The 13,227-nt window shown below is 44.4% G+C and carries 8 protein-coding genes; 1 reads left to right on the top strand and 7 read right to left on the bottom strand.

All coding sequences use genetic code 11. The annotated features are described in order from the left end of the window. The first annotated feature begins 139 nt into the window (after positions 1-139). Positions 140-1,351 (top strand): tyrosine-type recombinase/integrase, encoded by a 1,212-nt coding sequence (locus tag ACE5CV_RS07990; protein WP_374949642.1) that lies wholly within the window; start codon positions 140-142, stop codon positions 1,349-1,351. 5 nt (positions 1,352-1,356) lie between these two features. Here ACE5CV_RS07990 and ACE5CV_RS07985 read toward each other — a convergent pair whose 3' ends face one another. From ACE5CV_RS07985 to ACE5CV_RS07955, 7 genes are all read right to left on the bottom strand, one after another. Then, positions 1,357-1,641, bottom strand: coding sequence for a hypothetical protein (locus ACE5CV_RS07985; protein ID WP_374949641.1), 285 nt, complete (start codon positions 1,639-1,641; stop codon positions 1,357-1,359). Between the two features lie 55 nt (positions 1,642-1,696). Then, positions 1,697-2,284 (bottom strand): DUF4468 domain-containing protein, encoded by a 588-nt coding sequence (locus ACE5CV_RS07980; RefSeq protein WP_374949640.1) that lies wholly within the window; start codon positions 2,282-2,284, stop codon positions 1,697-1,699. A gap of 196 nt (positions 2,285-2,480) precedes the next feature. Then, on the bottom strand, positions 2,481-2,915 hold the full coding sequence (locus ACE5CV_RS07975) for a hypothetical protein (protein ID WP_374949639.1): 435 nt from the start codon (positions 2,913-2,915) through the stop codon (positions 2,481-2,483). Next, positions 2,905-6,765 (bottom strand): phage tail tape measure protein, encoded by a 3,861-nt coding sequence (locus tag ACE5CV_RS07970; RefSeq protein ID WP_374949638.1) that lies wholly within the window; start codon positions 6,763-6,765, stop codon positions 2,905-2,907. The genes ACE5CV_RS07975 and ACE5CV_RS07970 overlap by 11 nt, the downstream gene beginning before the upstream one ends. 46 nt (positions 6,766-6,811) lie before the next feature. Beyond that, positions 6,812-8,854, bottom strand: coding sequence for a hypothetical protein (locus tag ACE5CV_RS07965; protein ID WP_374949637.1), 2,043 nt, complete (start codon positions 8,852-8,854; stop codon positions 6,812-6,814). Positions 8,855-8,873: 19 nt separating this feature from the next. Next, complete coding sequence (locus ACE5CV_RS07960) at positions 8,874-9,266, bottom strand: hypothetical protein (protein ID WP_374949636.1); 393 nt, start codon at positions 9,264-9,266, stop codon at positions 8,874-8,876. A gap of 44 nt (positions 9,267-9,310) precedes the next feature. Continuing rightward, the gene (locus tag ACE5CV_RS07955) at positions 9,311-13,225 is read right to left on the bottom strand and encodes a beta strand repeat-containing protein (protein ID WP_374949635.1); all 3,915 of its coding nucleotides are present in this window, start codon (positions 13,223-13,225) and stop codon (positions 9,311-9,313) included. Positions 13,226-13,227 lie beyond the last annotated feature (2 nt).

Here is a 13,227-nt window from a genome sequence, read left to right as displayed (position 1 = left end):
GGAGTGCGGGTTCGATTCCCGCTCTGAGTACTAACCCTCACAGCCGACGTTGTGAGGGTTTTGTTTTTAAGCTCTAAATGGGCTTTTTATCGCTCTTCCCGGCAAAAAGTAACTCAACTTGCTCCGACATTATTCCGACATGGATAATATTAGTGAGATGTTTAGTTTCAGCAGTAAACTCTGGTACAATACGCGCAGGGTTTCTAAAGACAGTTACGCTTCATTGTATCTACAGGTAGTCATAGATGGGAAACATAAGGAGTTCCCGTTAAAATTGAAATGGCCAGTCACCAAGATCGATGTAAGACAAAACTTATTATTACCCAGATTCAAGGGTGACCCCGATGTTAGTGACTTCAATTTGATCATTGAGGATACCAGGGCAAAGCATCACAAAATCTACAAAGATTACCGCGTGCGCGAACAGCCATTAGACATGGCGAAGTTTGCCAAAGAAGTGGTGGTGTTCAATGATCGCGACTGTTTTTTGACCTTTATGGAAACGGAAGCGAAGCGCCGGCACACCAGGAAAGAAATTGATCGAAAAACTTTTCAGAACGCAAATGCTACCAGAAAGGTGCTTGCGAAGTATGATCCGGAAAGCTTGTTTAAGGACATTGACTTAAAATGGATGAAACGCTTTAAGGTGTTTTTGATTGCTGAAGGATATAAGCCCGGGACAATCTGGGCGCGCATAAAAGAGGTTAAAACTTATCTAAAATTAGCCAGCCTGGAGCCGATGATCTACGTAAGGCCTGAGGCGGTTAGCTTTCCAAATCCAAAAGTTGCTACGGATACTACTTTTCTGGAAGAAGATGAAGTTCGCCGGTTAATGATCCTGTCCCGTAATGGTGGTTTGACACATGTGCAGGAAAATGTTCTTAAAGCGTTTTTATTTACCTGCTTTACATCACTGCGCATTTCGGATGTTTACCGCATTAATTCAAATTGGCTTATATCCGATGGCGTTTTAAAATTTATTCCAAAGAAAAACGAGAAGCGTGGTAAATTTTTGACCATTAAGTTAATGCCAATGGCCAATGCTTTTATAATGAATTTAACCGGCAAATATTTCACGCTGCCTACCGAGCAAGAATATAACCGAACGTTAAAGGACCTTGCTAAAGAGGCGGAGATTAATAAACGGCTTACAAGCCACGTTGGCCGGCATACATTTGGCGCGCTTTATATGACAGCTAACAGGGATATCCACGGTCTGCAGGAAGTCATGGGGCATAGTAAGATGGAAACAACACAGCGTTATGCCCATTTGGGTGATGACTACCAGAAGGAAGCGGTTAAACAGATACAAGATAAGTTTTCAGATCTGATCATCAGAAAAGTGAAATAGACCTATTAACTTATGGTTGGTTCGTTAGCTAAAAAATGTGCAACCTTTTCTCTTATTACTTTTTCTTCGAGTTGAAATTCGTTAGCTATGTCTAAAATATGATCGAAATAAGGACTTATGGCCAAGTATTTTGCTATTCCCGACGTTATTTCCTCTGTGCCGTTAAAGTCATGGTTTGTAAATGTTGTTCGCAAATTGCCTTCACCCAAAGTTATCTTAGCAACCAGGATAGTTATTTGGTAGGCAAGTTCCTGATCATTTGTCCATTTCAGATTTTCCTTATTTTCCATATTAAAGATTTTTTCAATTCTATGTTTTTTTTCCAATGCAATTTATGTAGGACTATTAAAAGCCATCTGAATGTAGTTTGCTGTCAAAACGATCAGAACTCAAAGTTTCTTTTAGACTGCTGCTAATTATGTTCCCTGTCCCCTCAATATAATAAAGCCTTTTTTTCGCAGCGCTAGTAAATTCACCCTTTTTGTTCCGGTATTTTTCGTCATTAACATAAACATCTGAAGAAACAAGATTTGGTACCCTTTCTTCTATATCAACCCCTTTTAGTTCTACAAAATCGGTAATCGAATATTTTACTATTCCTGCTTCTACGGCTATATAGACATTAAAATTAAAAGCATATCCAACCTTAACTAATCCAGTTGTTGTATTGCCAAATCCGGCTCCTCTCCCAATTATCTTCCCCCGGGTTTGATCTGCCATGGATATATAAACGTGCATCATATCAAAGTATCTGTTGAACCAATCTTTCGCCCTTAGATATAACTTGTCTTGATCAACACCGGGCACATTGAAAGATCCTTTAAAATTAATGCGATTAGTTATCGTATCAATTTGGATGTTGGGTTTATAATCAGGTTCTTGAGCCATGCTTAATGCAGGAACTAGGAAAAGAGCAAGTAATAATTTTTTCATTATTGTGAATTGGGACAGCAATATAAGTAATTGCATGCTTTTTAGCTAAAGTCCGCCCCTATGCTTTTTCAGTGGCTAGTTTGGATAGTCCGGATAAAAACTAATCAATTCAAACTTTATCAGGCGATTACATTAGACAATATAAATTGCAATTGCATTTTTTAGCTAAAAAACTATCCAGTATTATCCAATTCAACTACTTAATCTGTATCTGATTTACCGCGGCGTCCGCCTTGAAGCCAGCAACGATATCGGCTAATTTAGGAAGTTGTTTATCCATTACAGGGTTTAACCATTCCTCCGCATGCCGGCTGCCGGTATTCATTTTACCAAAGGATGCCGGGTTTGTTCTTCTCCGGATTCCATTTTTATCTGTCCAGGTTGATCCCTTGCTCCCACCCTTCCCTTTACCAGCGCCCTTGTGTAACCAAACAAGATAACGGTTAAACCGGATATACATTGAATCGATCTCACCGTAGGATTTACGCGTGCCGCCCTTTAAAGAGTCGAGGCCGTCGCCAGATCTGCCGGTACTTTGCACCATGGCCATGTAGCGGTTCTTGACAGCCTGCAGTGTTTCTGACCAAAATTGTTTTACGGCAGCGTTTTGGGCGTTGATATTATCCTGCATTTGCCTGGCGTTTTAAATCTGCAGTCCTTTTTGCTTCAGCATCCCAAACACGACGATTAATGTTAATATTCACCGGCTTGGCATTTTCTTCCGCCTGGGCTTCCATAAAGCCCAAAAGCAATCTTTCCATTTTATCAAGGCGCGGGTTACTATCGATACCGGTAGAGCTGCTGTTGTTGAATGATGGTGCAGCGCCGGTCGCAGTGCCGCTGTAACCGCCATATTCAAATTGCCGTACCTTGCGGCCACTATCTAACATCCGGGCAAAATCTGCAACAACGGGATCCTTCAGCTGCTCGCTGCTGATGATGTATTCAGTCTTGAATTTTTCACCGGCAGAGAATGGCCTGCCGCTAGCGCTGCTTTTGAACAAGGTTGGTTGCTTTACATAACCCTTAGGCTGTTTGTAATCAATAGCCGAGTAACCGCCCTGCTCAAATTCAGGTGCTTTTGTGGCTGAGATGACGGCAATTTGTGCCGCGGCAGCAACACCGGCCGCTATTGCTGCGAAAGGGTTTGGTAATGCTTTAACAACAGCTAAAGCGCCATTTATAATTGCTTGCTGCATACTCGCTTGTTTGTCGGCCTCCCAAGCTTTTAATTTGATAGCTGCTTCTTGCTTTTGATATTTAAGATTAATGGCGGTTTTCTGCTCTTCAGTTAAATTTTTATTGGATAGCTCTTTATCCTTTCTCTTTTCCAATTCATTCAACTCATGATCCGTTTCGGCTTGCCGGCTGTTTCGGCCGATTTCGAATACAGCATTAGATACGCTTTGTGCTATATCCGCAGCTTTATGGACTTTATCCCATTTGTCCTCGTTATTTTCCTTTTTAGTTTCGGCGTCGCGCTGCCCGTTTATCTTCTTTACTGCATTTTGGAATTCCTGAGTAGCCTGTAACTCTTTACTGAACTTAAGTCTTAATGCAGCAATTTCTTCATCATACTTTTTATTGATCTGCGCCAAGCGTTTTTTATGACCGTCTTTACCGGCAACCAGTCCATCATTGTCAATTTGCTTTACTTCTTCGGCAAGGCGTTTCTCCTCCCTGATTTTCGCATCGGCAAGATCTTTTGCCCTAGCTTCCTCCACACTATCGAATTCATAGCCAGAGTCCAGAAGATCATCATAAAAATTATTGATGCGCTCGGTTTCTTTGTCCAGTTCCGTTTGATAAACATCACCAAGTCCTCTGCGCAGATCGCGTATCTTCCCAATCAATTCTTTCTCTTGTCGAATACGGATTTCTTTAACGGCGTTGTCCCGGGCGATTTCCAAAGCTTTGATTTCATCCAGGTGTTTAGCTCGTTGTAGTGAAGATTGATATTCGGTGCCGGCGTTTTTCTCTAAAAAAGATTTCAGCTTATTTATCCGCTCCTGGTAAGAGTTTTCGGTATCAAGCACTTCCTTCTCATTTTTGTTATGCAGCTTGGCGAGTGCATCGGCATTAAACTCATCCACCATTTGGCTCATAGCCTTGGATTGATCGAGCAGCGCTTTGGCAGGATCGGCGTGATGGCCACTGCCGGTACCCACGCCGGTATCTTTGGCAATTTCTTTTAATCGCTTCCTAATCGCGTACATTTCAGCAGCTACCTTATTATAGTCAGCAGTGCCACGTTTTAATTGATCTAAAGCTTTGGAATCCTTGGCGAGTTGCGTATCAAGTTCATCTTTGGTAGCATCTTGCAAATTAAATTTGAATGCGGCGGCAGTATCGCGGTTTATTTTAGGATCTGCAGAGCCGGCCAATATCATTGGGGCCAGAGCATCCATCTCTTTTTGCTTTGACTCCTTTTGATCTAACAAGTCTTTGAAGAATGCAGCTTTGCGCTCTTCCTCTGATAAAAAAGGATGCTGTGCCCTGAACTTTACTTTATCCCATAAACTTTGCTTGTCGTAACCAATATGAGTTTTGGTTTGCAGATCAATGATATCGCCAGACAAAGATTCAATCCTGTTTTGAGCTGCTGTCGCCCGGGCCTGACGTAAAAGGGCTTCCACGTGTTTGTTGACCGCAGCGGTTGCTTTGCCAGCTTTAATCTCTTCATCCGTGTAACCTTTAAGGTGGTCGGGCATCAAATCGCGCAAGCTTTTAATCGCATCGGCTTCCTGCTGTTTAGTAGCGTTTCTATCCTTTAAGGTTTTTTGCGCCGTTTCAATCGCAAGCTTTTCTTTTAAAATAGATTTTTCGGCTTGGCCTTGAACCTCGGTTAAGCTATTTTGTATACGGGTTGTTTCGTCTACAGTGTCACCGAAAATATATAAAGCTGCGACTAAGGCGGTAATCGCCGCCACAACAATACCTATCGGATTTGCTTCCATTGTTACGTTCAAAGCAGCCATTTCTGATTTAGCAGCTTTTAAACCGCGTGTGCAGGCCACGGTCACAAACGTCCATGCGGTTTGCGCCGCGGCAACTAGGTTAGTTGCAGCTTCGCTTTCTAGTAAAGCCATCCAGTAGGCTCGTTGCGTTACTGTGGCTATGACTAACACTGCAGAATAAGCGGCGTAGCCAATGGCCGCTGCGGTTCCCAACTTTATTATAGTTCCTAGGGCTTTCGCGCTTTCATTTAGCCAATCAACAAAACCGCCGGCCTTTTCTGTAGCACTTACCAAAAAATCAGTAACTGTAGTATTTGATGTAAGCGCGTTGAATTTTTTTCCGAGTTTCTCGAGGGTGGCAGCAAAGTTGTTATTTTTTATGTTGTACTCATTTGTGAGTGATATACCCTGATCAAATGATTTGTTGGCCAACTGCTGACGTTTTTCTAGTAACTCGGTATTGTTCGAAAGAAGCCCTAATGCAGCTGTCGCCCTGGCGCCATCTTCCCCAATCATGCCCATGCTCGTAGCCAGGCCCTGTACACCTTGCCCAGTAGATTTAAGATTTTTTAAGACGGCGATCAGGGCCTCATTGCCATTTGTGCGTAGAACTTCAGCAAATTTTTCTACGCTCATTCCGGCTATTTTTGCGAAGCGTGGAATATCCTGGCCCATACCGGTTATAAATTGACCAATCGATGTAGCTGCGGCCTCGACAGGTTGGCCGAGTTCATCAAAAGTTGCAGCAAGACCCATAACATCCTGTATTGAAATATTTGCTGCAGGCGCGACTCCGCCCAGGCGTTTGGTAAATTCTACGATATAACCTTCGTTAGCCGTGCCAATTGCCCCAAGGTCATTGATAGCGGAGCCTGTTTTCTTTAAAGCATCTTCTAAGCCGTATGCGTCTTTGATTTTGAAAATGTCTGTTAGCTTACCTAGATCATTTATAGCTTGTTCGGCGTTGCCTAAATCTTTTCCCAAGGCAACATTAATTTGATCAGCTGCGCGAACGAAACCAAGTACCTCCTGCTGCCCGCTGATACCTAATTTACCTGCGACTTCGGCAAGTCCGTTCAATTCTGCCCGAGTAGATCGCGTATCGATATCCTTGAAGCCCTTCTGTAATTGCCTCACAGAAATTTCGCTCATACCGGTAGTTTTTTGAATGTCGGCTATGCTATCGGAAAATTTAGCGTTTTGGGAGATGATGTTTTTAAATTGATCAGTAACAAACTCAAAACCCATGTAACCGGTGGCAAGAACACCAAGTTTACCAACCTCTGTTTTAAGCCAACCCCAGGCACCACCGATGCCTCGGATATCTTTATCGATCTCGGTTAAAATGTTTTTGGTCTGCGCTAATTCCTCCAGCTTTTTCTTGAAAGCGTCTGTGCCAGGTACAAGCTGAGCTAATTCATTTTTCAGCTTTTTGGAGCCGGCTTCAAGCTGTTTGAGGGTCAGATCTGCTTCACTACCATTAATGTAAACGGATACCCGCCGTACTTCTTCTTTCGATGCCATGAGTGCAAATTCGCCTCATAGTGTCCGAAATAAAACGACATGCGGTTTACGCTACCACAGTATAGTGCGCTGTAGTTAGCAGCTCGTATGTCCAGTGGATGAATGGCCCGCCCTGATTAGTGTCGGCCGGCACTTGGTTATAAAGCTTCACTTCGTGCCCTGCGCTTGTTTGGGTAGAATTGAATTCCTGAACGATGGCGGAATCAAGGTCGCCATTAGTTACCTTGGTAACTCTAATCCGGAGTTCCAGGTCGGTAACATCTTTAGCAACTGTTTTGCCGGCGTCGTTATAGAAGCGAACGTAAATATCCTGATCATGGCGCAAGTATGGCGGTGGCGGCACTGAGAAAGCGTGCGAAGTAATGTTCCGCAATTCAAGTACTGCGAATACGATACCGTTATTTACCGGCGGCTCTGGCGGTGGTGGCGGTATCACCGGCACGATCTGCAGCTTGTTGTCCGGTTTGATAATTGGATACAGCGTAATTTTGCCAAAAATGATTTCTTCATCGCAAACCAGATCTGCGCTGGCCGTATCCATCAGGCAGCTGACCGCTGCATTATTCTTGTCGCGGATGATGAACCTGGTTCGTGGTGTGATTTTTAAAAAGTCGTTCGGCGGGCATTCGAACGAAATTTCCCTGGGCTTTGAGTTTGCTAAAAATTCAGCCTTGCGCTTAACAGCAAGGAAAGCGTTACCGGTGTTGGTGAGCGCTAACGTCGTCTCTGCAATAGACTCGTAGTTATAATCTAAATTATCAGCCGATACATAAGGGTACAAATATCCGCTCGCGTCCGGAACCATGCCATGCCAGTAAAGAAACCTGCCCTTAAATTTGTTCCTGTCAACATACGCCCTGTCAGATATCTGATCAAAAGGTGCGGACCCGACAATGCTTTGTTTGATATACGGTACGCGCCAGGTTGTTGGTGACATTCCTGCCGGTGTCGCTTCGTTGATCATTTTAGTGGTGGCAAAAGATAACGGAACGTCTACAGTTTCTACCGCTGAGCTGAGATTGCCAACGGTTACTACCGGTAGCTGCTGCTTTTCATCATCCGAAAATGCAAGATCCTTGTCATCTGTGCCCATGGTGATGCGGTAAGCTTTTAGTGAGGTAGGCAACTCTTCGAATTCTTCTAACTGGTACGGCCGTAAATCAAATATATCGGTAGTCAGCTCCAGCTTTTCAATTGTTTCCACTGTCAGCACCATCTTCGTCAGGTCAAAGTCGATTAGCACGCCGCATTCTTCCCTTACCTCTTTTATAAAATCTTTAAGCAAGATATCGGGCATGAAATAGGTGAAGTCAGGAATGTATCCCGGTAGTGTGGCGATGTTTGTTGCGAACACAATTCGCCGGAATGCTTCATCCTTCAGGCATTCGCCCGCTACCTCCAGTTTAAAAAACTGAGCAATGCGCTTGATTAGATAAACCAGGTAGAAAAAAGGAGATTGTATATACCGGTTAGGCTGGCCTGCTGTGTCGACCTTAAATGAGCCTACGCCCTGGTTGCTTTGCCAAGAATTGATATAACCGTCCAGAGGTAGGGCGATATCCGGATAATCTTCATAGCTATCAGTTGGTATAGTTTTAAATGCACCATCATTTTTAAAGGGTGCAAATACCATCGGCATTATGCCGGGCGCTGCGCTTATGGTAGACATCATATACGCCTGAAACTCCGGATAGCCGGCAAAGTTAATCTGGCCATCGTGCGCAGGATCTACCAGCTGGTTAAGCAACAATTCTTTCAGTTGGTTACTGATGATGGTGCTGTCGATGTAATTGTGGTAGTTGATCGTTTTATTACTGATACGGTAATTAAACTTGGTTCGCTTCCACGGCCGGGTACCGAAAAGAATTAAAGCGTTAAACGTGCGCAGATCTATCGAGGTGTTGATCAGGTGGGCGTTTTCCATCCACCACCGGTTAGGCTCCAGTGGGCAGTTGCTCTCATACGAAAAGCTGCCGAGGATCTCGTCCGGATTATTGAACAGCGTACTATTGAGATCAACGGTAATTACACCATTTTTCGCTAATACCACGAAAGCACCATTGTCCAGATTCTGCACACGTAAGTTCATGCCTTATTTTTTTGCTTTGTTACCGGTTGATTTGTCGGCCGTGTTTGATCATAAATTCACTGTAGTCCTTCAGGTCGGCATCGCGCTGCTGTGCGGATATCGCACTGCGGACGGCCTGAGCCAGCTGCTGTATTTGCGTAATTTGCTCGCCGCTTAGCCTGGCACTGGAGCGAATGGCCGCCCACTCTTCCGGAGAGCTGATCAGCGCCGAGATGGCCACTGCATTTAACTGCAAGGTGATGCTGTAAACCTTGTTAGGATCTTGTTTGAATTCCGGTGCTGCAGGTGGCGTTAACGGTGTGGCCACTGTGTCCTTTTTAGGGGTTCCAACGTTGACCACTTCAGCATGGTCGATTTTGTGGTTTACCGTGGTTTGAGCGAAGGCTGTCGCGCTGATCAGCGCGCATGCCATAATTAAAATTGCTTTTTTCATGATTATTTAAGAGTTATTAAAATTTACATTTGAACCGGCGCGCTGCTGATCAGCCACACGGATGATGAATATTTAGTGTAAATGGCGCCGCCCATTGTTATGTTACCGCAAATGACCTGGAAGCCCAAAGGAGCCGTTGGATAGGTGCTGTTAAGAGTGGCAGAACTTAATCCGATTGTGGTTGCATTAAAGGCGATCATATCCGGCATCGTTTCAAAACGGCCAGTCGTAGCATTTCGTCCTATGTGCAGGATACCGCCAGTGGAGTAAGCAGGCGGTGCGCTGTAGATACCGCCCCCAAAGTAAGTATTACCAGCATTAATGAACATTGACCAGGCTGCACTTAGGTTCATATTTGCGCCTGCTAATGGCGCTCCGCTTATGTAAACAGTCGCCCCGTTAGTGACGTATTGGGTGTTAGTGGCGGCCATTGTTGGAATATTGAACGCATGAACCGCACCTATGCTAACTGGCGAGCCGGAAGTGGTAGCTGCCGCTGTGGTATTGTAAGTGTTTACGCCTGTTCTAATTCCAAAACCCGTAGTTCCGAAATTATTTGATGTATTAAAATTTGTGGGATCAATATCTAATACTGCGCCTGGCACTGTTAATTTACCTAACGAAAGTCTACCAACGATATAACCTGAACCATTAACCTCAAAATCACCGCTCATGCCAACTGCTATGCTTTGGCCTAAAGTAACGTTGGCATTTCCAACGGGGCCGGTAAAAAAATTACCATAGCCTTTTGTTACTGTTGTTGCAGTTGACGAGTTAAGTGTGGCGGTAGCGAAGGCATTGATATAAGCAGTGGCAACGGTACCCGATGAAGTTGTCGAGGTGTAAGTTATGTTACCCTGGCTTATGCCCATGCCCGGAGTTCCAAAATTACCACTTGTGGTAAATGTACCTGGTGATATTTGAAGAAGGGCACCAACGTTTGATGTAATACCTATACCTATTCGGCCACCGTATAAATTTGAGCCAATAACATCACTGCTAAATGTGCCTTTACCGTTAATATCAACTGAAAATTTCCTAACACCATTTGCTTGCGCGTCAAATATATTACCGGTAGCCGTTGAGCTGTTATTATTAACGATGAGCGTTGTTATATTGTCCGATATCGACCTTGCAATATTGTTAGGTGCCGTTGATGTGCCGACTGTAAATATTCCGTTTTGAGAACCGCCTAAAGAGTTAAATCCAGTGCCGTAATAAAAACCATTGCTTTGAATTCTTGACACTTCCGTACCTGCCGATTGAAATGAAGCAATTACGCCGGTGCTGGTTTGGTTAACCGCGAAAGCGCTGCCGGTCGTGGCTGCCGTGAGCGTGCCGCCACTAAGTTTAAGGTATCGGCCATCTCCTGTAGTTGTGATATCCGTTGTTTTAGCGAAGTAAGTACCGTTAATATCTTTGATGTTGTTACCCTCGATAGATACCCTGGCGCCGTTCGTCCCGATGTTTAAGGTTGGCAGCGTGCTGCCATTGCTGTCATCATTATGCGTAATATAATAGTCCTGACCCGCTGAATATGGAGATGTCACACGTATTGCAGCAGGGTAATCAACCTGTAGTAAATTCTTAATGTAAATTGTACCATCAAATTGAGCCTTGCCTAAAAAAGTAGAATAGCTACTGGCTCCGGTATTTATGCCGTCGGTAAATATATTGCTGCCGGAATATGTATTGCCACCCGTTTTTTTTGCATACGCGGCATCCGATGTGGCTTTATCGTAATAATTTGTCGGGTTAGCCGGCGTGTAGTTGAAGTCTTGAGTGGTTAGGAACCGTGAACCTGCTGTGGTTTTTAGTACGCTGTCGCGTAAAATTATACCACCACTATTGGAAGCATAATTGCCATGGAATATACCTAACCCGTTACCTACGCCATTATCCATGTTGATTATGGAATACTGAGAAGTCCCGTTCAGCCCAACGATATTAAGCGAGTTACCGCCATCATAATTGTATTGGTTCAAATTGCCATACGTTTGGACAGAGCCATAGAACCTTTGCGTACCGGTGATATTGAGGTTGTCGCCGGTCAATTTCATATACCTGGCATCAAACGCCGTTAAATTGGCATCGAAAACGTTGCCCGTAAGGTTTAAGTAGGGTCCGTTCGTATAGGTACCGGCCCCGCTGATCTGCCCGAAAACAATAGCATCGGTACCAACCACCGGGGCGACATTCCCAATGTACGTCCACTGCGTGTTTTTATTGGCCGTGCCGGCAGTTACCGCAACAGTTGAGGTGCTGATCTCGTCGCTGCTGTCAACGTCAGTAGCTCTCACCCAAGCGCCTGTGGCTACGATGTAAATGCCGTTTTTAGTTTGATCGGTTTGGTTATTAACCAGTACTCGGTTACCAACGGCCAGCGCAACACCGTCAATAGTTTGAGTGCCCGAAAGCGTGATGTTAGCTGTGGTTTTAACACGTACGGCGTTCTTCCAGGTTATCCCGGTGATCAGGTTGTCGATATAAGCTTTTGGCGCAGCGGAAAGCGCATTTGTTGGCGTGGCCGATGGCAATATAATGTCGCCGGTCATCGTGCCGCCCGAAGTAGATAAATAATTTCCTAATGATTGATAACGAGCATCATTTTCTGTTTGATTAAGTACAACTACTCCGTTTTTAAAAAGGTTTGCAGCAACACCTGGTGAGCCAAAGCTATATGTATTACCACCATCAAAAGAAGCACCGCCACTAAATTGTTGGTTATTTAACCATTGTTTATTACCTGCAATTCCAAACTGATTTGTTGTGGTATTAACATAACCTGTACCTGCTGATGTGATATCGCTTTGGTAAGCCAAAGTACCTAATAATGCCCCGCCTTTATAAGCAGCAAACCTATTTGCCCCGGTTACGCCCGGTTGGTACCTTAAATTTAGGTTAGTCCCTTCGGCGTTAAAATCAAAACCTGAAAGATTAGCACCGCAGCACTGCCCACTTGAAACGAATGTTTCTATAAATGCATTACCTCCTTCAACATCGCCAAGTCGAACACCATAAGTTCCGCCGTAAAAACTCTGTTTTCCATAAAATGTATTATCTCCGTTTAATTTGGAATAGAAGGATGAGTAATCACCAATCAAAGGAGTTATATCTCCCGTTCTGCCGTTAAAAGAGTTGACCCGGCCACTGTCGGATTTAAAAACGTTAACCCAACTTCCGTTTTGATATTTTTCAATTACAAATGCCCCGCCACCTGCAGCTTCACCAGATCGGAAGGTTGGAACGCCGTTACGCTTTGTAGTTAACCCTAAGAATGGGCCTAAATTCGATGCACTCGCAATGAAATTACCAGCCCCAACATCGCCCGATATCAATGTACCGCCGTAAGGCGATAATGATAACGTTCTTGCGCCTAAATCAAGGAAGTTGTTATAACCGAACCAAAAGTTGGTTGAAGCAAGCTTGCCACAGTCAACGGTGTCCCTGATGAGTTTGCCGGTAGCATCGTAGCCAACACGGCCGGCAACCGTTCCGCTGTTAAGCAGCATAGTAACAGCATCGCCAAAATTAGTTTTTAAGTTAAATGACAGTTTGTTATCATTTGCCGAGTAATTGGCATTGAGTAATGTAAGCTTACCGTCATCGTTGCGGGCTACCAGGTAGTTGTTAAACGCAGTACTGCCGTTAAATTTGAGATCGGCCACTCCTATCCAGGTAGCGGTTGCACAGTCGTAAATCTTCAGGCCCGTGTCTGCAGGATCAGTTTTATAAAACTGGGCGCCGCATTTAAGGCTATCCGGAATGTAGGATTTAAAGCCCGGTACCGGCCCGCGCGGGATAAGATGGAAGTCGATATCCTGCGTTGCCAGGTTAGTTAATACGCGCTTCTCGTTGGTGTGCTTTTGAGGCGACACCTGCTGCGCACCGGCCAGTGAGCTGGTCAGCATCAGAATAAATAAAATGTACTTTTTCATAA

It is taken from the genome of Mucilaginibacter sp., assembly GCF_964263795.1.
GTDB lineage: Bacteria > Bacteroidota > Bacteroidia > Sphingobacteriales > Sphingobacteriaceae > Mucilaginibacter.
The sequence above is the reverse complement of the archived record's forward strand: the minus strand, read 5'-3'. Positions and strand labels throughout refer to the sequence as shown.